This is a genomic window from Ruminococcus sp. YRD2003 (genome assembly GCA_900109435.1).
In the GTDB taxonomy this organism is placed as follows: domain Bacteria; phylum Bacillota; class Clostridia; order Oscillospirales; family Ruminococcaceae; genus Ruminococcus; species Ruminococcus flavefaciens_G.
On the sequence record FNZT01000011.1, the window covers coordinates 150564 to 173027 of the forward strand.

A 22464-nucleotide genomic window follows, 5' to 3' on the forward strand; every position below is an offset into this window, starting at 1 on the left:
TGCTCTATTTTATTGTGTACTCAGTTGTTGATTACTTAAGATCAGCAGCTGTGCAGCCATTAGAAATGTCTACAAGGTGAACAATGCTCTTGATGATAGCATCAGAGTCGTTAGCGTCAAGACCTTCGCCGTCCTTAGCGTCGCAGCAGTCAGCGTTGATCTTGCCCTGTGCCTTCATGTCGTAAGAAGAAGCGTCGTTGAGGTACTTGTTAAGAACAACTACGTCAGCGATGTTTACCTTACCGTCGCAGTTTGTATCGCCGTAGAGCTTTGTGCCGGGTGTAACTGTTGTCTGTCCAGCAGAAGCAGTTGTTGTTGTCTCTGTAGCTGTTGTTGTAGCCTCAGAAGTTGTTGTTGTATCAGTCTCAGAAGCAGTTGATGTGCCGTCACCTATAACATTGATCTTACCTGTCTTGAGAACAGCGTCGAACTCGATTCCGTCGTAACCGCTCTCAACAACGTGGAATCTGTCAAGCTTCCACTCATACACGCCGGGCTCTGCATCAGCAGGGATTGTGATATCGAATGTAGCAATAGCCTTGGAAGTATTGATCTCCTGCGGCTCACCAGAATCGAGAGTATCGCAGTACCATGTGTCGCCTATGAGCTTGTACTCGCAGCCGCCCTCAACAGCAGAGCACTTAACCTTCTCCATTGTAGCTGTAGCGCCCTTGATAGGAAGATTAGCGTCGATTACCTGAGCAACTAACTGACCAGCCTTACGGTTGTTACCGTTCTCGCAGTTGATAGCAACTCTTACTGTCTGACCGGGAGCAGCTTCAACATCAGCAGGAGTGATGATGAACTTGTCATCGATCTCGGAGTCTGAAGGAGTTGTTGTGCCGACAGTCTGAGTTGTTGTTGTCTGAGTTGTTGTCTGAGTTGTATTTGTTGAAGTGGTAGCAGTTGTACCAGCTGATGCACCGCCTACTGTGATATCGAGGCTCTTGAGTGTGAGACCGCTCTTGGAAGTGAGCTTGCCGCCTGCTGTCTCGATCATGTTGGACAGATTGTCCGGATAATCAGCATCGGGAGCGTAGTCACAGAAGTCGAGAGTGTAAGTACCTGCGGGTGTGCCCTTAGCGAAGATAACGTCTACAACGTATACAGGATAGTCATCAGACTTGGAACCTGACCACTTGTAGGAACCGCTTGTAGGACCTGTGTAAGCAAGTGAAGCGAAAGCATTGGGTGTGTTTGCAGAAGTAGAATTCTCAAGAGCGAACTCCTGACCTGCAACTGAAGACGAGAAGTAATCGCCGTCCTCATCATCGTTTACGATCTTACCTGCAAAGCCGATAAGAGAAGTTGTCTTGCCCTTGCTTCCGTCAGCCAGGGTAACATCCTTAGCCTCCTTGAAGTAGTCGGAACCAACCTTGTGCTTCTTGAAAGTTACATAAGTATTTGAAGCATCACCGTCAGAGGACTTAACTGTCCACTGTGCGGAAATTGTCTGGGAATCGTTAGCGCCCTCTGTAAGGAAAAGACCTACAGGGATAGTAACATCGCCGGCAGAGATAGCATCAGCAGAGATCTCTGAACTTACCTCTTTACCATTGGCATCAAGATATGTGCGGAGCTCGAGGCCCTTGGAGTCAGCAGCACCTGTCATAAAAGGAACAGCTGAGCTTACCATCGATGCAGCCATAGCAAGTGAAGCAGCTGCAGAAATAAGTTTCTTCATTTGTAATAATTCCTTTCTTTAGGTTTTTACGCCTATTAATAACTTATGATTTGGGTTTGTATTCCTTTGTAAGGGGGACAAATCAGATAATCTTCGGATTCAAGAACTATCGCTTAGAGTGATGAAATAGCGCCTGCATCGAGCTTCTGGATCATCAGAGCGTCATTTGCAGTGATACCGCCTGCACCGTCAACATCACCGTTGACCTTGCCCTGCGGCTTGAGCGCATACTTGTCCTGATTTGCGATAGACTGGAGTATAGCCACTGCGTCAGCAACTGTTACCTTGCCGTCTACGTTAGCGTCGCCCTTGAGACTTACTTCAGGGGTTGAGCCGCCCTGCTGTGTTGTTGTTGCAGCAGTAGTCGTAGCCTCGGTAGTTACTGTCGTAGTTGTCGTTGATTCGCTACCAATTGTAACACTTCCTGCATTAGCCTTGACATTGAAGTTGACCTTAACGCCATCTTTAAGGTAACCGCAGTCAAACTCGTCATTCTGCACACCTGAACCAGAGAATGTCTCGCGGTCAGTAGGAACGATGTTGATCTTGGAAACTGTTCCGTCAGCAGCATCGTTTGCAACAGTACCGCTGATAGTAACAAATGTACCTTCACCTTTCAGCCACTTGGACGAATCATCAACTGATGTCGACCATGCTACGCTGATAAGCCCCTCTGCTGAATAGTTGCCAAAATTGGGAAGCATGGATGATGATGAATCACCGCTCACGCTCCCTGCCAGCGTACCTGCCTTAATGTCAGTGATTTTGAGAACCTTTGAATCGTACTCGATAGCGAAATTGCAGCACTGGAGACCAGTACTCGGAATGTCGGACAGAGATACCTCCACTGTAAACTCCTTGCCTGCCTCAGCTCTTGTTTGACTGGCGGAAATCTGCACTGTTTCGTCAGCCGCAACAGCGGGAGCGATCGAGCATACTGAAAGTGAAAGCATAGCTGCAGCCATAGCTCCGATGACTATCTTTTTTGTCTTCATGATTTTTTCCTCCTTCTTCATTAATGTTATATAACAAAGGAACGAACGCCCCTTTTATTATATCGTGTCTTAAAGTGCAGCCCGTGGCTGCTTGTCGGGATAAACCGCGACATGAACAAACACAGTCAGACGTCGGGCAAAAGCTGTACGTACAATTTGCGGAGTATGTACACACCACACGCGCGTCAGCCCCTCCGGCGTACTACAGTGATCAACTGTAAGACGCATCACACTGCCGTGACGAGATGTTAATCCCAAAATCCATATTTATTCATGATTTCATTATATATCAGGTCAAAGCAAATGTAAATAGGTTTATTCCGTTTTTGGTATTTTATCTAAACATTCAACCTGATTTTTGCGCGGTTTGCACAATCGGGAATTTGTCTGAAATCCCGCGAGAAATTGTCTTTATGAACAAAATGTGAACAAATTTATTATTTGTCCAGCTTCTGAAATTCAGCCGGCATACTCTCGTTAATTATATCATTGAGTATATCCCAGCTGAAGCTTGTGGAACTGCCCTGAGGTATCGCATACGGAACTCCGTGTACCGCTGCAAGTTCGGGGGTGTACTTGCTGTACGGATAGACCCCGAGATTAGCAAAATCAGGGGATTCGTAGTGGATGATGTTCGGGATCGCCCCCACATTTTCAAGGGTTATCTCGCCTGTCTCGCTGTCCATTACGATGTCGAAATCAGGCATCTCACCGACGAGGTTGAAGTTGTCAGTCTGACAGCAGATGAAGTTGCCCATGGAGTAGAACACAAATCCCTTTGTACCGTCGTCGCGGGTTATCCACTCCATTGTCTCCGCAGTATGTGTATGGCAGCCGAGTATAACGTCTGCGCCCCAGTTTACCATCTTGTTCGCGAGCTCTATCCTGTCCTCGGAGACGAGGTGTGTATCCTCAACTCCCCAGTGAGCCGATACGATGACTACGTCAGCCTTTTCCTTGGCTTCCTTTATCTGCCTCTCGATAACATCCTCCTCATAGTTCATAACAACTCTGAGGGGGCAGCCCGCGGGGAACTCGAAGCCGTTGATATGCTCTGCATACGCAAGGAAGGCTATCTTCACGCCGTTGACCTCACGCACACGTATGTTGTTGGCGTCCTCCTCGTTGAGGTAGGCGCCGAGCACCGTGAGGTCGTTTTCCTCCGCCTTCTGATTCCAGAACCTTATGGACTCCTCAAGGGCATCCGAACCAAAATCGAGCAGGTGGTTGTTAGCCATTGTGAAAACGTCGAAACCAAGGTCTATGACCGCATCTGCGACCTCGGGAGGCGAATTGAACAGGAGTGCGCCGCCGTTTGCGCCGCGTATCTCGTTGCTCTGACTGATTATCGTCTCCTGATTGAGGATAGCAACGTCAGCGTCCTCAATAAGGTATTTCACGTTCTTGTAGAGGGGCTTGAAATCAAAGTTTTCGCCCGGACCTGCAAGTTTTTCTGCATTCTTGTATACAGAGTAGTGTATGAGGTTATCGCCCGCCGCTATCACGTGGACGCGCTTGTCCTCGGGGACAGGCTCTGTAGTGGGTTCCTCAGTCGGAGCTTCAGTGGTCTGCGGGACAGTGCTCTTTTCAGAGCTGCTCTCCTCCGAGCTTCCTCCGCCGACTACTCTTGTTGCACAGCTCACGCCCGATACAAGAATGACCGCCAGCACTGCGAGTGCAGCTGCGGCACGACCTTTTCTAAGCTTCATCTTAATCGTCCCTTTCAGCGCGAAGGGATACCTCCGCGACTATATTATATCACATTGTTTTTCCAAATGCAATTACTAATTGTATGATTAGACTGCATAATTACAGGCAGTTTTATTTGCTAATTAATTGGATTAAGGCGACTTTTCGCCTATTTATAGCCATTTGAGCTACTGATATATCACGCTGTAAGTGCTCTTTGTTAGTTTTCACGAATTTTCTTCAATATTTTTGTTTATTCTGCTGTATTGGAGCTCGATGAACTCGTTTGCCAGACTTTCAGCCTCACTGTATGAACTCAGCTGATAGCACCTTCCGCGGAATTTTGCCGAGCCGTAGAAGCCGTTCATGTACCACGCCGCGTGCTTGCGAGCCTCATGCATAGCCATTTCCTCGCTCTTTGGACTCAGCTCCAGCATAAGACGTATATGCTCCAGCATCACGCGCATACGCTCCTCGACTGTCGGCGGGGTGTAGTCCCTGCCCTCGAGTGCAGCCTCTATCTCCTCGAAGATGAACGGTTTGCCGTAGCTGCCGCGTCCGACCATGACCAAGTCACAATCGGTCTCTCGGTACATCCTTATACACGAATTTGCATCCGTGACGTCGCCGTTGCCGATGACAGGTATGCTCACTGCCTGCTTGACGTCGCGTATCACTCCGTAATCGGCACTTCCGCTGTAGAACTGGTCGCGGGTGCGTCCGTGGACGGCTATCGCCGCCGCTCCCGCTGCTTCGAGAGCCTTTGCCATCTCTGCTGCGTTGACCGTTTCCGCCGTCCAGCCGCTGCGTATCTTAGCCGTCACAGGAACGTCTCCTGCTGCCCTGACGGCTGCCTCGGTGATGTCCGCCGCAAGCTTCACGTCCCTCATCAGCGCCGAGCCCGCGCCCGTACCAACTACCTTCGGTACGGGACAGCCCATGTTTATGTCGATGATGTCGGGCTTGTATTCGAGCACTATCTTCACAGCCTCCGCCATGAAGTCGGGCTCGCTGCCGAAGAGCTGCACTGCCATGGGGCGCTCGCCGTCCGTTACCGTACACAGCTCCGCGGTCTTGCGGTCGCTGTAGCATATCCCCTTCGCGGAGACCATTTCGCTTACCGTATAAGCAGCTCCGAATCGCTTGCACATGAGACGGTAAGCCCTGTCCGCGACTCCTGCCATGGGTGCGAGCGCGGCTGTGCGCTTTATCCCGACTCCGCCAATTTTAACGTTCTCACTCATCCGAGCCCTCTGTTTCTGCCGCAGCCGCAGGCTCGTCCTTTTTCTTGAAGACGAACACCTTGCTGATGACGTAATTGAGTATCAGCACAATGACGTTCGCCAGTACCTTTACTACCCAGTAGTTGATGCCGAGCCACGCAAATCCGACGCGCATTACTACCCATTCCACTCCGAGAGTGAATACGCGTCCGCCGTAGAACTTAGCACCCTCCACAACGAGGTTCTTTGCGCCCTTGGTGGTCGAATCAAACACCCATACTCTGTTGGTGAGGTAGGCGAATGTCACCGCGCACACCCATGAGAACACCGTGCTGATGTCGCTTATTGCATCTGTACCGAAACCGCCCCACTTCTCGAGCACCCACTTCGCGAAACCTGCCGAAACGAAGCTGACGACGGTAGTCAGGCCGCCAAAGAAGATGTAGAGCCACTTGTCCTCATACTTGAAGTACAGGTCGCGTATCGGCTTCGGGAAGACCGATACGATTTTTCTGATAAGATTTTTCATTCTGATTATCTTGTCCTTTCAAATGCGATACTCTATAATAATAACAGCATTTGCCGCATTTTTCAAGTGATTTTAAAAAAGTTCACAATAAATGGCAAAAAAAGAGCAGCTGCCGCAGGTATTCCCACGGCAGCCGCTCTTATCTGAAAAGGTGTGTTTATAAAACGCTCGGAGGTATATGAGCGCTGAATCGGTTGTTAGCTATATGTAAATCTCTCTGTTCTGTGATCTCATTATATCCTATACGGCGTACAAATGCAATAACAGGCGGGTCAAAGTTTGAATACAGTTCGGTATACGGCAGTTACAAAACAGCTACAACGGTGACAGACGGGGAAATATCGCCTTGTAGGGGCGCATTACAGCAAAGCTGCATATAGCATCACAATCCAAATCGAAGATTTGGTGTGCTGCTTATCCGTGCGCCCGCAGAATAACGTGCGGTATACACGGGCGAGCGGAACTCGCCCCTACAAATAGCTAAATCAATTAAATTTCCCGCTGCCTAAATTTTCTTTGTTGCCTTTTGAGGATTTCTGCATAAAATAGAAGTAAACGACAGTGCGGCAGCGGTCGCTGCGGAGTGGCTGACGTCAATGATGCATCGGTGCTGCCCGCGGATAGCTGCGCAGAGGCGGAGTGCTGTCAGACTGCCGTTTTGAGATATAATATTGAGGGGATGCATCTGTGCGCTCCCCTTAACGAAAAGTGGGCTGCCGAGCCGTGACACTGCGTTGCGTATTCGGCAGCCCACGAAACTGTCCGAGGGGAGCTATCCTCGTGTGCCCTCCTTGACGGAACTCCGAACGGCTTCTTCAAGGAGGGACTTTCAGAAGTACGGAAAAGGGCTGTACTTATACGGAAGTAATACGGAGTATTTATTGAGGGAAACCCTTTTGAAAAAGGGTTCCGCTAACAGCGGCGGTCCCCTCTGTCGCTTCGCGACATCTCCCCGCACTGCGGGGAGTCACCCTCAAACTCCCTTCCTAAAACTTTCAATTTAAATTTTGCCCCTATGGGGTACTCTCATGAAAAAAAAAGACTAACTCTTTCCATACAAGGAGAGCACCCCATAGGGGCAAAATTTGGACTAAAAGTCTTTGGAAAGGGGCTCGGGGGAGAACCTTTCTTCAGAAAGGTTTCCCCCGATATATGTCCCGTAATGCTTCCGTATAGGTACAGTCCTTAAGCGGTACAGCCTTTTTTCTTTTTGTTATTCTCCGAGCTCGACCTTTACTCTGTCAAACTCATCGGTTATCTCCTTTTCGGGAGCACCTGTTGCGAGCGAAACGATAATGATAGCCGCAAATGCGCACAGGAAGGCGGGAAGAAGCTCATATATCGAGAAGAGGTCCCTGATGCTCTGTGAGAGCTCGATGCCGGCAAAGTCTGCAAGCTCTGTTGCGTACTTCCAGAGGAATACCATCACAGCACCGACTACAAGACCTGCGATAGCGCCCCACCTGTTCGAGCGCTTCCAGAAGAGTGCCGCGAGCATTACCGGACCAAAGGTCGCGCCGAAGCCTGCCCACGCAAATGAAACGACTCTGAATACCGAGCTGTTCTGATCCCATGCAAGTACAACACCGAGTGCAGCGATGATGAGGAGAACGACTCTCGCCGCTATCATAGATGACTTGTCGGTCATTTTGATATTGAACACGCTCTTGAGGATATTCTCGGACATTGAGGAAGAAGCCGCAAGGAGCTGTGAATCCGATGTTGACATCGTGCAGGCAAGGATACCTGCGAAAACGAGACCTGCGATAACCGCAAGACCGAAATGGTGCTCGCTCATATACTGAGCTATCTTGATAACAACCTTTTCGGAATCACTGCTCGTGAGGACCTCGAGCTTTCCGCTCTTTGTGAGTGCGTTGCCGATGAAGCCGATGAAGATTGCGACAGCCATTGAGATAACTACCCATACGGAAGCTATCCTTCTTGAGGTCTTTATCTTGTTCTTGTCCTCGATAGCCATAAAGCGGAGGAGGATATGAGGCATACCGAAATAGCCAAGTCCCCATGCAAGGAGAGAAGCGATAGTCAGCAGACTGTACTTGTCTGCGCCGCCTGTTTCGGTATTATGGATATTGCTGAGCGAGAAGTAGCCTTCGAGCGACTGAGCATTGTCGATAACGTTTCCGAGTCCGCCGGCAGCACTGATGCCGAAGATAACGATACTGACAAGAGCGATAGTCATAATGATGCTCTGAATGAGGTCAGTCGTACTTGCTGCAAGGAAACCTCCTGTACAGGTGTAGGAGATGATGATGACGGCACTGATTATCATTGCAAAATGATAATCCCAGCCGAAGAGCGAGCTGAAAAGCTTGCCGCACGCCGAGAATCCCGAGGCTGTGTAAGGTACGAAGAAGATGAGGATTATCAGAGCCGAAACGCCCATAAGTATCCTGCTCTTGTCCTTGTAGCGCACCGAGAAGAAATCCGGGATAGTGATAGCACCGCAGCGCTGACTGTATACCCTCAGGCGCTTTGCAACGAAGAGCCAGTTGAGATATGTTCCGACAGCGAGTCCGATAGCGGTCCAGCCAGCCTCCGCACCGCCGGTAAGATAGGCAACACCCGGGAGTCCCATCAGGAGCCAGCTGCTCATATCGGAAGCCTCTGCACTCATAGCTGTTACGAGCGGTCCGAGCTTACGTCCGCCGAGATAAAAGTCACCGACGTTGTCGTTTTTCCTGGAAAAGATAAAGCCTACTGCGACCATAACAACAAGATAGGCGATTATCGTTCCGATAATGATGATGTTTGTCATGCCAGATTTTTACTCCTTTTCTGTTATTTTTCGGCAAAAAGCTTCTTTGATTATAGCATATATTTATATAAATAGCAAGGGGACGCGGCGAAAAACTTGCGATACAGAAGCAATACGGAGTATTAATCGAGGAAGAGCCTCCCCACTGTACGCTTTCCTTAACCGAAAAAAGCGGGTCACCGAGCCCCAAACTTGCGTTCTGAACTCAGTGACCCACGAAACTGCCCGAGGGGGCTCCCCTCTGTACGCTTTCCTTGACCGAAAAAGCGGGTCACCGAGCCTCAAACTTGCGTTCTGAACTCAGTGACCCACGAAACTGCCCGAGGGGCTCCCCTCAGTATCCCCGCTTGTGTTTTGCGATTTCCCTGTATTTCTCGCGGGTAGCGAGCCCGCCGCGGATATGCCGCTCCTGCTTGTTTATCTCGAGTACGTCCTTGACCTGCGAGTACAGCTCGGGATCTTCCCGTTTCAGCCGCTCGCTGACGTCCTTGTGTACCGTGCTTTTGGATATGCCGAACTGCCTTGCAGCGGCGCGGACGGTCGCCTTTTTCTCGAGTATGTACCGTCCGAGTGTCACAGCCCGCTGAGCGGGTGGTATTTTCAAACGCATCACTCCTTCGTCTATTCTGCGGACAATAATATATATGCAGGATAGGCGAAGAAAATAACGTATCTTGTCAGTTCTGGTGACGTACTACTCCGTACTCATCGTCGAGGCGATAGTACGGGCAGGCATAGTTTGTGCCCTGTATAAAGCGCGCCATCTCGTCCTCGTCGAGGTCGACCATGCATACATAGCAGTCGCAGTCGTCGTCGTAGACGTAATTGGTGCAGGTCTCGCAGTTTGTTGCAGTTTTCATATGTATCCTCCTTATGTATCGGGACATACCGTCCCGTTTATCCGATATATACCGTTCCGATGAAGCCGTCACGCGACAGCTCGGGAACCTCGGCGCTACCGCTTCCGAGCAGCTCGCCGAGGACGGTCACGATGTCGCACCTGCCGATAAGCTCCTGCTCCTGCGCGACTCTGACCGCTCCTTCAAGCTCTTCCGCTGTCCTCGCAGCGAGGAATCCCGCACCGCTCCCACGCGGACAAGCCACGATACACGACGGCGACACCTTCCACTCGCGGAGCATTCGCTCAAGTGTGTCGGTGCAGTCGCAGCCGTCGAGCAGTACAAGCTCGGTATAGCCCGTGAATATCTTTTTCCCGCCGCGAAGTTCAGCTGCGGAAAGTGCCTCTTCGGGCGAATCTGCGCTGACGGTCACGACCTCGTCCTCCTCCGAGAAGAAGGACATCGTCACGGAATCAGCTCCGATAACTGCCACGCGCAGGTAACTCTTGTCGCTGACATTTCCGTCGGACGCACAGCTCGCAAGCAGACCCGCTGCCATGAGCGCGAGCCCTATTTTAAGCCCTTTCACGCTTGCGGACACCTCCCTTCAGCAATCCCTCTGCGGGCACGATGAGCAGCGCTGTGAGTGACGCCGCTGCGTACAGCTCCGTATTCCGCGAGGGAGCGCTCATTACTGCTCCCGCTGCCGCCATTATCACAAGTGCGAGCGTACAGCGGAAGCGCTTCAGTTTCGGGAAAGTCCGCGCGGCAAGGTACTCCGCAGCCGATGCCTGCACCGCCGCAGTGTAGACAGCGAACACCGAGAACACAACAAGAAACAGCGAATCTGTGCGCTGTACGGGGAAGGGCTGCGAGAGCTGAGCCGCCGATATCACGGGGAAGCCGAGCACTTCCATGATACCGCCCGTCACGAGCACTGCCGTGAACAGCACCACCCCCGAGAGCACCGCTTTGCACGTAAAATAGAGGACGGCGGTGTCAGTCCTGTCGTCGGCTGTGAAGCCGAGCAGCACGGCAAAACTGCCAAGACCGCCGCTTGCTCCGAAGCCGCGTATCAGCTCGCGCCAAAGACTGCTCCCCGCGGGACGGATGACGTTTCCCATGTCCGACTGTAACGCCGCGCTGACGGTCACTATCACCACGCATACCGCTCCGAGCCCAGCCGCGATGACGGCGGACCTCGCGAGTGCCTTTATCCCCGAGGACGAGACATACACGCACACCGACGCGACCAGTCCCGCGACCGCGAGCCGCCCGAATATGCCTGTGCGCTCATAGGGAATATAGATGACCTCGCTCGCCTCGCGCAGCATGGCGAACAGTGCTCCGCCCCACATGAGCACGCAGGCGAGCAGTACAAGGCGGACAATCGTGCCGCAGTCCGCAAGTGTGCGTCCGCGGTCGTATGCTCTCGCGAGCGGGAGCGCGAGAAACAGCTGCATAAGGCTGCCCGCCGAGAAACCGACAGCCGTCATCACACATATCCTGCCGTGCAGGCAGAATAGCGCAAATGCGTCCCCGATGAGCAGCAGAGCCGCGAGCTGGAGCTTACTTATCCTATTCATGGTAAGCCTCCACCGTAAATCCGCGGCGCAGCATCCTTCGCATACCGAGCCGTACTGCCGTGTCGCCCGTCCCAGCCGCCGTAAACGGCGAAAGCGGAGCTGTAAACGGGAAGCCGTAGTCCTCGGTCGCACAGATGTTGGTCAGCACGGCGCACGCCAGCAGACTTATACCGAAAACACCCATGATACCGCCCGATACAAGGAAGGCGAGCCTCAGCACCGTAACCTGCGGTGCAAGGTCGGGGACGACAAGTCCGCCAAGTACGGCAAGTGCCGTCATCGTCAGCAGCGGAGTGCTCACCAGCCCAGATTTTACGGCAGCGTCGCCGACGATAAGTCCGCTGATTATACTGACAGCTCCGCCGACAGGCTTCGGCAGTCGTATTCCCGCCTCGCGTATCATCTCATACATCATCAGCACGATGAGCGCCTCCGCCATTATAGGCAGCGGAGCACTCTTTTCCGCGTCCGCAAGAAGCATCAGCAGCGTGCTGTTGAGAAGCTCGGGGTGGTGCATGACTATCGCGGTGTAGACCGCGGGCAGCAGCACCGCGATGATGAAAGCTCCGTACCTCAGCCAGCGTCCGAAGACCGCGTAGTACGGCTTGTAGGCGTAGTCGTCGAGCGTGTGAAAGCTCTCGCACAGCAGCCGCGGCACCGTTATCGCGTAGGGTACGCCGTCTATCAGGACGGCTGCCCTGCCCTCTATCAGCTTCGAGCAGAGAACATCGGGACGCTCGGTTATGCCCGACGAGCTGAACAGCTCAAAGCTGCGCTTTTCTAAAAACGGGCGGATATAGCCCGTCGAGAGCACCGATTCCAGCCTGATATCTGCGAGAGAGCGGCGTATGCGGTCGAGCAGACGCTTCGGCACGCGGTCGCGCATATAGCAAAGGCAGATGTCCGTGCGTGAGCGCTCGCCCTTGACCGACAGCTCCATTACGAGTTCGGGGGACTTCAGCCGCCGCCGTATCAGCGACATATTCGTCCGCACTGTCTCCGTGAAGCCTTCGTGACTGCCCATGATGTTGCCCTCACCCGAGGGCTCCTGAATCCCGCGGGAGGCATATCCCTGCACTCCGAAAGCAAGCGCTCGGTCGGCTCCCTCGGCAATGAGCACCGCAAAGCCCGAATTCAGCAGGCGGAAGAGAGTGTCGTAATCATGTGCCTCGGGACGGTCGGTCGAGAGCAGGAGCTCGGTCTGTATATAGTGAAACAAGGCGGCTGCGCTGCCCTGCGGAGCTATGCCCGTTATCGGACCAAGTACCAGCTCAGCGGCTGTCTGCGACGACATCATGCCCTCGCAGCATATCAGTGCGCAGGCTATCCCGCCCGTCGTGAACTCGTTGACGAGCACATCCGACGAGCCGCCCGAAAGCTGCTTTATCCTTGCGATATTTTCGCGAAGCACCGACTCTATCGGCTGATTTTCGCATTCATTCCGTATCATTTTCTCACCTCGAGAGTAGTATGCTACGAGATGAGGATATTATCCGTAAAGTATGCCTTGCGACAAGTAAAAAGGGCGGATAATATCCGCCCTAACAGCTATTTCTTCTTCCACTTTATCAGTATCACAGCTGCGACCGCCGTCAGGAACACTGCCAGCGATATCGGGAACCATGTGAATGGCAGCGGCAGGTCCACTGTGTTGATACCGTACAGCGCAAAGATGATGTTCGGTATCTCCATTAAAATGGTGACGATAGTCAGGCGCCACATCACGATGTTCAGATTGTTCGATATTACAGACGAGAAGCCGTCCATCATACTCGACAAAATGCCCGAATATATGCTCGACATCTCTATCGCCTGCTTCATCTCGATGAGTACGTCCTCAAGAAGATCCTGATCCTCGTCGTAGAGCTTGATGACGCGCCCGCGGAATATCTTCTCTATCGTTGCCTCGTTCGCCTTCAATGAAGTCGAAAAATATACGAGGGATTTCTCAAGCGCCAGAAGCTGCATGAGAAGCTCGTTCTTCATCGCGTCGTGAAGCTGCTGCTCGGCTGCGGATGACAGCTTATCTATCTGCTTCAGGTAGTACAGGAACAGCGCTGCTATCCTCAGCAGGAGCTGCAATACAAAACGCGTCTTGAACGTCGGGCGTAGGTTGCGTATCGTACCTCGCACCGCCTCGTCGATTATCTGCGTAGCGTGCAGCGATATCGTAAACACGTTTTCATCTGTGATTATTATGCCGATAGGCATGGTGTAGAACACCTTCGTCTCGTCCTCCTCGGTCGAGGCTACGGGCGTGTCTACGATGATGAGGGTCTGGTCGTCCTCGCGCTCGATACGCGAAGACTCCTCCTCATCGAGTGACGACTTGACGAAGCCGCTGTCGAGCCCGAAGTCGTCGATAAGCATCTTTATCTCCTGCGGAGACGGGTCTATCACCGATACCCAGCAGCCGCTCTCAATGGAATCTAAAGGGTCGAGCCTGCCGTTATCGGAGGTGTAGTAGTTTATCATCGGATATATCTCCTTTCGCAGTATTTACTGCGAAGAAGCTTCACCGCCGTGCTGTCCTGCGCGGGAGATCAGGCGTCAGGGCACAAAAACGGAGGCACGCATACAGCTCTTCGCAGCATGGGATGATCCATACAATTCCCATAAGGGTCTGAACTCATAAATGCACCTCCAAAATCAAAGTATATTTATTATACCACACTTACCTAAAGAATGCAACAGGCGGACGATATTTTTTTCAACATCAAATGTAGGGGCGCATTACAGCAAAGCTGCATATAGCATCACAATCCAAATCGAAGATTTGGTGTGCTGCTTATCCGTGCGCCCAATAATTACCAACAAATTCGCGGGACGTCGAAGACGCCGTCCCCTACGATATGTTTCGGTCACATTTTGCTGTGTAGGGGCGCCCTTTGGGCGTCCGCGCAAAATAATACCCGTGCATAATAACACGGACTGCCAAAGGCAGCCCCTACAAACGTATCCGCAGCCGATTGCGGGGTGCTTGCATTTTTTGTCCGAATCGCTTATACTATATATGATAAAATCAATAGGAGGCTCCAATATGATACGCGAGATAACAGCAGCAGACTTCGACGGGCTGATGACTCTGTACGACCAGCTCCACGGCAACCCCTTCCCCGAAAAGGACGAACGTGTTATGGGCGTCTGGAACAGTATTCTCGCCGACCCGAACCACCACATCATCGTCGCGGAAGAGGACGGGAAGATAGTCTCGACCTGCGTGTGCGTCATTATCCCAAACCTCACTCACGAGCAGCGTCCCTACGCCTTCATCGAGAACGTCGTCACCGACAGCGCATACCGCGGCAGAGGGCTCGCGACTGCCTGCCTCGGCTTCGCGCGCGATATTGCCCGCCGTGAGAACTGCTACAAGATGATGCTGCTCACAGGCTCGAAGGAGGAGAGCACTCTCCGCTTCTATGAGCGTGCCGGCTACAACAGAAACGACAAGACCGCATTCATACAGTGGCTGTAAATCCACGGAGGTGACATACCATGATATACCTGCTTGAGGACGACAGCGGCATTCAGAATTTCGTGCTGTATGCACTGCGCAGCTCGGGCTTTGAGGCGGAGGGCTTCGAGACCCCGTCCGCATTCCGCAGGGCGATGAGCGAGCGGCTGCCCGACCTGCTCCTGCTCGACATCATGCTGCCCGAGGAGGACGGCATATCCATACTGAAAAAGCTCCGCGCCTCGAATGAAACGCACAGGCTGCCGATAATCATGCTAACCGCCAAGTCGACCGAATTCGATATGGCAAACGGGCTCGACAGCGGCGCTGACGACTACATCACCAAGCCTTTCGGTGCTATCGAGCTAATATCCCGCATAAACGCCCTGCTCCGACGTGTCGGCAGTTCTGACAGCGGAAGCTCGCTAACTGCGGGCGATATCACACTGATACCCTCGCGGAGAGAGGTGCTGCGCGGTGAGGAGCGCATATCCCTGACGCTCAAGGAGTATGAGCTGCTCGCTGCGCTGATGAAGAGCAGTGGCAGGGTCATACCCCGCGATGAGCTCCTCAGAAGCGTGTGGGGATTCGATTTCACGGGCGAGAGCCGAACCCTCGACGTGCATATACGCACCCTCCGCGCAAAGCTCGGCGAGAGCGGTAATATTATAGAAACCGTCCGCGGAGTGGGCTACAGGATAGGTGACGCAAATGACTAAAAAAATATTCCTGAGCATTATGCTCGTCTCGTTTCTGGCAGCTGCGGCGGCAATATTCCTGCTTACGGGTGTTTCCTACAAGTACAGCGAAGAGACATCCTCCGAGCACCTGCGGCAGAGCTGCACGATGATAACCTCAGCGGTCGAGCACAGCGGCAGGAAATACCTCGATGAGACCGACTTCGGCGACCTCCGCGTTACGTGGATATCCGACAGCGGACGCGTCATTTTCGACTCCCAGCACGACCCGCTAAAGCTCGACGACCACTCCGACAGACAGGAGGTCGAGGAGGCTATGCGCTCGGGGAACGGCGAGTCGGAACGCTATTCGGACACCCTTATGACCAAGACCGTCAACCGAGCACGGCGTCTCTCTGACGGCTCCGTCATTCGCGTATCAGGCGTTCAGCGGTCGTTCACGGCACTGCTGCTGAAAAATCTTCAGCCCCTCGCGGTGATGCTGACTGCGCTGTGGGCGTGCTCTCTGGCGGCGGCGATACTTATCTCGCGTCATATCGTCCGCCCGATAAACAATATCGACCTCGACCGTCCCATGACCGAAAAAAGCTACAAGGAGCTCGCTCCGCTGCTGAAAAAGCTCCGCAAGCAGAACGGCAGGATCAACCGTCAGATGGTAGAGCTCCGACAGAGCCGTGAGCAGTTCAGCCTCATCACCGAGAGCATGAGCGAGGGACTCGTCGTAGCCGATCAGAAGGCGAATATCCTCACAAGCAACTCCAGCGCGTACGCTCTCCTCGGGACAGAAAAGAATGAAAGCGACCACACCATATTCTCGCTCTGCCGAACGGAGCAGTTCCGACACTGCATACAGAACGCAATGGGCGGCAGACGTGCGGAATGCCTCATCAGCACCGACGGCGGAGAGCGCAGGGTCATCGCCTCCCCCGCGAACAGCCCCGACACCGTCAACGGTATAGTCGTGTTCATCCTCGACGTAACCGAGCAGCAGCAGCTTGAAACCATGCGCCGCGAGTTTACCTCGAACGTGTCACATGAGCTGAAGACTCCGCTCACCACTATTTACGGCATATCGGATATGCTCGCAAACGGCATGGTCAAGTCCGAGGATGTGACCGCGCTGAGCAGCGATATCCGCCACGAGGCTGACCGCCTTATCACACTCATAAACGACATCGTGTCGCTCTCCAAACTCGACGAGGAGGAGTGCGCTCCGAGACAGGACGAGGAAGTCGACCTCTACGACCTCGCCGCAGACGTTATCTCCCGCCTGAGAATGAGCGCGGACGAGAAGCACGTAACGGCAGAGCTCACAGGCGACCACGTTACCGTATCCGGCAGCCGCACCATTCTCGACGAGGTCATCTATAACCTCTGCGACAATGCTATCAAATACAACAACGAGGGCGGCAGCTTCTCCGTGAAAGTGTCGCATATCCCGATGAAGGCGATAGTCACTGTCAGCGATACGGGCACGGGTATCCCCGAGGCTCACCTCGGGCGTATATTCGAGCGCTTCTACCGCGTGGACAAGAGCCGCTCCCGCAAGATAAAGGGGACGGGTCTCGGACTTTCGATAGTCAAGCACGGCGTCAGCTACCACGGAGGCACGGTCCGCGTGGACAGCACCGTCGGCAAAGGCACGGCTTTCACTGTGGAGATACCAATAGAAAAAAGACGGACATGAGGTGTGCCGCGTCAAAAGCTGACTAAAACGGAAATTACTCTTGCTATTACCGAAATTCTGTGATATAATATGCTTACAGTAATTGCCAAAGGAGGTTGACCATGCTTTTAGCAGTTGATATAGGCAACACAAACATCGTTTTCGGCTGTGTGGATAACGACGGCAAGATACTCGTTTTCGAGCGCATCTCCACCAACCACAACGCCACCGCCACCGAGTATGCTGTTCTTATCCGCAATATCCTCGAAATGAACGACTTCATGTGCGGCGATATCCACGACGCGATAATGTCGTCAGTCGTGCCGTCCGTGACAAATACCGTCAAGGAGGCTATCCGCAAGCTCTTCGGCGTTGAGGTAATGATGGCAGGCCCCGGTGTCAAGACGGGACTGAATATCCTCATCGACAATCCCCGCCAGCTCGGCAGCGACCAGGCTGTTGATGCTGTAGCCGCCATAAACGAGTACCCCACTCCCCTGATAATCATCGACATGGGTACCGCTACGACGGTATCGGTCGTTGACAGCAACAAAAACTACCTGGGCGGTCTTATCTTCACGGGTATGGGGGTCTCCACCGATGCTCTCATCAACCGCACCGCACAGCTCCCGAAGATAGACTTTGAGCTCCCGCCCAATATCATCGGCAGGAACACTATCGACTGCATGAAGAGCGGCTCGCTCTACTCAAACGCCTGCGCTCTCGACGGTATCATCGAGCGTATCGAGGCTGAAATGGGTGAGAGCTGTACGGCAGTCGCCACAGGCGGTCTCGCGGAGGTAGTTGTTCCCCTCTGCAATAAAAAGGTCATCCTCGACAAGGACCTCCTCATAAAGGGACTTGCGATAATCTACAATAAAAACAAGAAAAAATAGGAGGTAATCACTATGCCATTCATAAATGTTAAAACTAATGTGTCCGTTTCTCCCGACGCCGCTTCGGATATCAAGTCCGCTCTCGGTCAGGCTATCACCGCTATCCCAGGCAAGTCAGAGGACTGGCTCATGGTCGGTATCGAGCCCGACTACCTGCTCTGGTTCAAGGGCACCAACGAGCCCGCTGCAATGGTGGACGTGAGCCTCTACGGCGGAGCTTCGCACAACGCCAAGACTACTCTCACCAGCCATATCACAGGCATACTCACCAATGAACTCGGCATATCCACCGACAGAGTCTATGTCAAATACATCGAAACCGAGAGCTGGGGCTGGAACGGCTCGAATTTCTGATAAAAGCGAAACACCATGGGGCGATGTTGACACCGCCCCTTTTTTATCGCGTGGACAAAGATGAAAAAATGCGGAAATATTGCATATTTTTGTTGACATTTCCGCTCTCAGATGTTACAATGAAGGTGATAGGACGCTGCACAAAAATATCTCGGCGTCCACGAGAGGGGAAATTAACCATGAAGAAATTATTCAAGGCAATGACTGCCGTTGCCTCGGCGGGCGCGCTGACCGTTTCAGGCGCCGCTTCGAGCTTTCAGGCAGTCCTGTCATCGCCCGCTGTGACGGCGTCCGCGGTGGATGACGGAAACGACGACTGGCTCCACGCTGAGGGCAGCCGTCTCTACGACATGAACGGCAACGAGGTCTGGCTCACGGGCGCTAACTGGTTCGGCTTCAACTGCAACGAAGCGTGCCCGCACTACCTCTGGAGTGCCGACGCCGACGACTGTCTCACCGAGATAGCCGACCGCGGTATCAACATCATTCGCTTCCCGATATCCACCGAACTCATCGTTTCTTGGATGAAAGGCAAGCCCAATGCAGTAAGCAGCTTCTCTTGCAACAACGACCCGTCCTTCACTATCAACCCCGACTTCTGCTCGGAGGACGGCAAGACCCCCGTTGACTCCATGCAGGTCTTCGACATCATGATGAAGAAGTGTAAGGAGCACGGTATCAAGGCTTTCATCGATATCCACAGCCCGCATACCGACAATTCGGGTCATAACTACAACCTCTGGTACGGCAAGGCAGGCGTCACCACCGATGTGTGGATAGACTCACTCGTATGGCTCGCCGACAAGTACAAGAACGATGACACGCTCCTCGCTTTCGACCTAAAGAACGAGCCTCACGGCAAGGGTCAGGAAGGCAAGGACGCTGCCAAGTGGGACGGCTCTACCGACGAGAACAACTGGGCTTATGCGGCTACTAAGTGCGCCGAGGCTATCCTCGACGTTAACCCCAAGGCGCTTATCCTCGTAGAGGGTGTTGAGCAGTCTATGAGCGGCGCTATGGAGGGCGACTACTGGGGTATGCCCGACAGACGTGACAACTCCCCCTACATCGGCGCATGGTGGGGCGGTAACTTCCGCGGCGCAAGAAAGTATCCCATCAAGCCCAAGCAGGGTACTTCACAGATAGTTTACTCTCCGCACGATTACGGTCCGTCGGTCTATGCGCAGACATGGTTCGACAAGGACTTCTCCGAGAAGACCCTTCTCGACGATTACTGGTACGATACATGGGCTTACATCAACGCTGAGGAGATCGGTCCCGAGCTCATCGGCGAGTGGGGCGGTCACATGGACGGTGCCGAGAACCAGAAATGGATGACTCTCCTCCGCGACTATATGATAAAGCACCACATCAACCACACTTTCTGGTGCCTCAACACCAACTCCGGCGATACGGGCGGACTTTGGGACAGCCTCGGCTTCACACAGGGCTCCGGCACATCCATCAAGTGGAACGAGCCCAAGTATAAGCTCTTTGAGGAGGCTCTCTGGCAGACCGCTTCTTCGGGCAAGTACATCGGTCTCGACCATCAGGTCGCTCTCGGCAAGAACGGTATTTCCCTCAACGACTTCTACTCCAACTACGCAAACACCGAGGGAAGCAACCTCGACGGCGGCAAGAAGGGCAGCGGTACTCCCATAAGCGTTGACCCCGCAAGCAGCACTACTGCTTCCGCTAAGTCAACTGCTGCATCTACTACCACAGCAACAACAACTACTACTATAAGTGAGGATAAGGTGAATTGCGAGCACTGCGGCAAGGAGATACTCAAATCTGAGGCTATCTACGGCCCTCTCGGATTCCCCGTATGTAAAGAGTGCTACGAAAACGGCGCTTACATCGGCACGAGAGCTCCCGACCCTACCGAAACAACTACCACATCTACTACCACCGCAGGTATCGTCAGTAGTAGCAGCAGCAATGATACTCCTTCTGTTGGTACTGTTCTGTACGGGGATGCTAATCTTGATAAAAAAGTTACGGTCGCGGACGCGGTAGCGATACTCCAGAACATCGCTAACGGTGACAAGTTCAAGCTCACAGACGAAGCTAAGAAGAACGCGGACTGCTACAATGTAGGCGACGGCGTTACTGCCAAGGACGCCCTTGCGATACAGATGCTCGATGCAAAGAACATCAGTGAGCTTCCAGTTTATGCTAATCAACCACCTATCGTCTTGCCTCCTGAAGACTCTTCTGAATATGGTGATTGGTAAGAATATTGTTTTCATGTAAGAGATGACTTTAAACTACAATAAAAAATCCCGCTTTACAGCGGGATTTTTCTTTTATTGACAGGTAATAAATACCGTGCTATAATATATGTGAGTACTGCATAAAGGCGGGTACTAATAAAGAAGTTTTTATGATTTGAAGATCAGGTTGCGTAACCAATACGGTTACGCAGCCTTTCTCTTTTTGTCATACTTCATACTGTCTGCAACGGCAGTCGTTACAGCAGCATCGAAACGATAGTGAATCTCAATCTCTTGAGTACGATGCCCACTGCTCTTGTCGGGAGCGTGAATGACTATCTTCTCAATCAGTTCGTGCATGATCTCAGGTGTCAGCTCCGTAATATGCTCATACTTCTGTACTGCCCTTATGAAAGCTGACACATCGGCGGATTTCTGTTCGGCAGTATCAATGTAAGCAGTCAGCTCTGCTACGGTTGCTCTCAGCTTTTTCTGCTCGTCCTCATATCCTGTGGACATCATAGAAAAGCGCTCATCGGATATCTTGCCAGATACATTGTCTTCGTAGAGCCTTGTGAACAGTCGATCCAGTTCTGCAATACGCTTCTCTGCTTCTTTCAGCTTTTTCTTGGATTTGGTAAGTTCTGAGGACTGCTTCCGAACGGAATTATCCATCGCTGCCTGCACAAACTCGTCCTCATTCTCCTTGACAAAGGAAATCATCTTGTTCAGTTCACCGAGTATGATCTCTTTCAGCACGATCGTCCTGATGAAGTGAATAGTACAGCCATTCTTATCCTTGGCGTAAGTTCCACATTTCAGATGTTCCTGGTCGGCAGTCATGGTTGTCGCTCGGCACAGATACAACTTCTTTCCACAGTCGGCACAGTAACAGATGCCTGAAAACGGATTGACTTCTTCGTGCTTTGTCGGGCGGCGTTTGTTCTTGCGAAGCTCCTGAACCAAGTCAAACTCCTGCTGAGTGACAATAGCTTCATGAGTGTTCTCGAAAATCAGCCAATCCTCTTTTGGGTTATTCACACGCTTCTTGTTTTTGTAGGACTTCACATGAGTACGGAAGTTGACAGTGTGACCTGCATATTCTGGCTTTTCGAGAATACCCGAAATAGTCTCCATACCCCAACGATTAAGGTTAGCATTCTTGTGACCGTTGTCCCTGCCCTGCGACAATGCGTAGGCAGTCGGCGTGGGGATACCCTGCTCAGTCAGAATCCTGGCGATCTGGGCCGGTCCATATCCGTCGATACAGAGCCGGAAAATCTTGCGAACAACTTCGGCTGCTTCCTCATCAATGACCCAGAGATGCTTGTCCCCGGCAGATGTCTTGTAGCCATAGATCGGCTTGGATAGGGGCTTTCCGGACTGTCCCTTCGCTTTGAAGATCGCCCGGATCTTCTTACTTGTATCACGGGCATACCAGTCGTTGAAAATATTCTTGAACGCAAGCAGCTCATTTTCGGACTTTGCCGTGTCTACATTGTCATTGATGGCGATATAGCGGACATTATAATCGGGGAATACCATTTCAATCAGTTCACCCGTTTTGAGATAGTCACGACCGAGACGGCTCAAATCCTTCGTGATTACAATTCCGACTTTTCCGGCTTCCACATCAGCCATCATTGCCTTGTAGCCCTCACGCTCCCACGTCGTTCCGGAAACTCCGTCATCAACGTAGAAAACCGGATTACGGAACCCGTTATCATCAGCAAATTTCCGGAGGATAGCTTTCTGATTGGTGATGCTGTTGCTCTCGCCATCAAGCATATCGTCCTGGCTCAGACGACAATATAATGCTGTGATCTTGTCTGTCATAATTTACCTCTCTTTCCGAC

The 22464-nt window shown here is 52.5% G+C and carries 20 protein-coding genes; 7 read left to right on the forward strand and 13 right to left on the reverse strand.

Going from position 1 to position 22464, the window contains the following annotated elements:
- Nucleotides 1-31: 31 nt before the first annotated feature.
- The 5 genes from BMX22_RS10750 to BMX22_RS10770 form a co-directional block, all read right to left on the reverse strand.
- The gene (locus tag BMX22_RS10750) at nucleotides 32-1684 is read right to left on the reverse strand and encodes a dockerin type I repeat-containing protein (RefSeq protein WP_074742450.1); all 1653 of its coding nucleotides are present in this window, start codon (nucleotides 1682-1684) and stop codon (nucleotides 32-34) included.
- Nucleotides 1685-1797: 113 nt separating this feature from the next.
- A complete protein-coding gene (locus tag BMX22_RS16875; RefSeq protein WP_074742451.1) occupies nucleotides 1798-2679 on the reverse strand; it encodes a cohesin domain-containing protein in 882 nt (293 codons plus the stop codon).
- 437 nt (nucleotides 2680-3116) lie between these two features.
- The gene (locus BMX22_RS10760) at nucleotides 3117-4388 is read right to left on the reverse strand and encodes a CapA family protein (RefSeq protein WP_074742452.1); all 1272 of its coding nucleotides are present in this window, start codon (nucleotides 4386-4388) and stop codon (nucleotides 3117-3119) included.
- A 207-nt stretch (nucleotides 4389-4595) separates the two neighbouring features.
- On the reverse strand, nucleotides 4596-5612 hold the full coding sequence (gene dusB, locus BMX22_RS10765) for a tRNA dihydrouridine synthase DusB (RefSeq protein ID WP_074742453.1): 1017 nt from the start codon (nucleotides 5610-5612) through the stop codon (nucleotides 4596-4598).
- Nucleotides 5605-6120, reverse strand: coding sequence for a GtrA family protein (locus BMX22_RS10770; protein ID WP_074742454.1), 516 nt, complete (start codon nucleotides 6118-6120; stop codon nucleotides 5605-5607). The genes dusB and BMX22_RS10770 overlap by 8 nt, the downstream gene beginning before the upstream one ends.
- 583 nt (nucleotides 6121-6703) lie before the next feature.
- On the opposite strand from BMX22_RS10770, the gene BMX22_RS16505 reads away from it, so the two are divergent.
- Nucleotides 6704-6847, forward strand: a complete 144-nt coding sequence (locus BMX22_RS16505; RefSeq protein ID WP_177173016.1) for a hypothetical protein — start codon at nucleotides 6704-6706, stop codon at nucleotides 6845-6847.
- Between the two features lie 486 nt (nucleotides 6848-7333).
- Here BMX22_RS16505 and BMX22_RS10775 read toward each other — a convergent pair whose 3' ends face one another.
- The 7 genes from BMX22_RS10775 to BMX22_RS10805 form a co-directional block, all read right to left on the reverse strand.
- Nucleotides 7334-8899 carry a sodium/proline symporter gene (locus tag BMX22_RS10775; RefSeq protein WP_074742455.1) on the reverse strand — a complete coding sequence of 522 codons (1566 nt, stop codon included), beginning with the start codon at nucleotides 8897-8899 and terminating at the stop codon, nucleotides 7334-7336.
- Between the two features lie 334 nt (nucleotides 8900-9233).
- A complete protein-coding gene (locus BMX22_RS10780) occupies nucleotides 9234-9503 on the reverse strand; it encodes a sporulation transcriptional regulator SpoIIID (protein WP_318259730.1) in 270 nt (89 codons plus the stop codon).
- Between the two features lie 73 nt (nucleotides 9504-9576).
- Entirely contained in the window at nucleotides 9577-9759 is a 183-nt protein-coding gene (locus BMX22_RS10785) for a DUF6472 family protein (protein WP_074742457.1), read from the reverse strand.
- A gap of 37 nt (nucleotides 9760-9796) precedes the next feature.
- Entirely contained in the window at nucleotides 9797-10327 is a 531-nt protein-coding gene (locus tag BMX22_RS10790) for a hypothetical protein (RefSeq protein ID WP_074742458.1), read from the reverse strand.
- Entirely contained in the window at nucleotides 10314-11324 is a 1011-nt protein-coding gene (locus BMX22_RS10795; RefSeq protein ID WP_074742459.1) for a hypothetical protein, read from the reverse strand. Before BMX22_RS10795 ends, BMX22_RS10790 begins: the two co-directional genes overlap by 14 nt.
- Nucleotides 11317-12774, reverse strand: a complete 1458-nt coding sequence (locus BMX22_RS10800) for a spore germination protein (RefSeq protein WP_074742460.1) — start codon at nucleotides 12772-12774, stop codon at nucleotides 11317-11319. The genes BMX22_RS10795 and BMX22_RS10800 overlap by 8 nt, the downstream gene beginning before the upstream one ends.
- A 98-nt stretch (nucleotides 12775-12872) precedes the next feature.
- On the reverse strand, nucleotides 12873-13799 hold the full coding sequence (locus BMX22_RS10805) for a magnesium transporter CorA family protein (protein ID WP_074742461.1): 927 nt from the start codon (nucleotides 13797-13799) through the stop codon (nucleotides 12873-12875).
- Nucleotides 13800-14364: 565 nt separating this feature from the next.
- Here BMX22_RS10805 and BMX22_RS10810 point away from each other — a divergent pair.
- From BMX22_RS10810 to BMX22_RS10835, 6 genes are all read left to right on the forward strand, one after another.
- Nucleotides 14365-14799: a GNAT family N-acetyltransferase gene (locus BMX22_RS10810; protein WP_074742462.1), complete on the forward strand. Its 435-nt coding sequence runs from the start codon at nucleotides 14365-14367 to the stop codon at nucleotides 14797-14799.
- 20 nt (nucleotides 14800-14819) lie between these two features.
- Nucleotides 14820-15497, forward strand: a complete 678-nt coding sequence (locus tag BMX22_RS10815; RefSeq protein WP_074742463.1) for a response regulator transcription factor — start codon at nucleotides 14820-14822, stop codon at nucleotides 15495-15497.
- Nucleotides 15490-17163 (forward strand): ATP-binding protein, encoded by a 1674-nt coding sequence (locus BMX22_RS10820; RefSeq protein WP_074742464.1) that lies wholly within the window; start codon nucleotides 15490-15492, stop codon nucleotides 17161-17163. The genes BMX22_RS10815 and BMX22_RS10820 overlap by 8 nt, the downstream gene beginning before the upstream one ends.
- A gap of 101 nt (nucleotides 17164-17264) precedes the next feature.
- Nucleotides 17265-18038, forward strand: coding sequence for a type III pantothenate kinase (locus BMX22_RS10825; protein WP_074742465.1), 774 nt, complete (start codon nucleotides 17265-17267; stop codon nucleotides 18036-18038).
- A 12-nt stretch (nucleotides 18039-18050) separates the two neighbouring features.
- Nucleotides 18051-18392: a phenylpyruvate tautomerase MIF-related protein gene (locus BMX22_RS10830; protein WP_074742466.1), complete on the forward strand. Its 342-nt coding sequence runs from the start codon at nucleotides 18051-18053 to the stop codon at nucleotides 18390-18392.
- Nucleotides 18393-18571: 179 nt separating this feature from the next.
- On the forward strand, nucleotides 18572-20629 hold the full coding sequence (locus BMX22_RS10835; protein ID WP_081349173.1) for a cellulase family glycosylhydrolase: 2058 nt from the start codon (nucleotides 18572-18574) through the stop codon (nucleotides 20627-20629).
- A 183-nt stretch (nucleotides 20630-20812) separates the two neighbouring features.
- On the opposite strand, the gene BMX22_RS10840 is transcribed toward BMX22_RS10835, so the two are convergent.
- Entirely contained in the window at nucleotides 20813-22444 is a 1632-nt protein-coding gene (locus tag BMX22_RS10840; protein ID WP_074742467.1) for a recombinase family protein, read from the reverse strand.
- Nucleotides 22445-22464 lie beyond the last annotated feature (20 nt).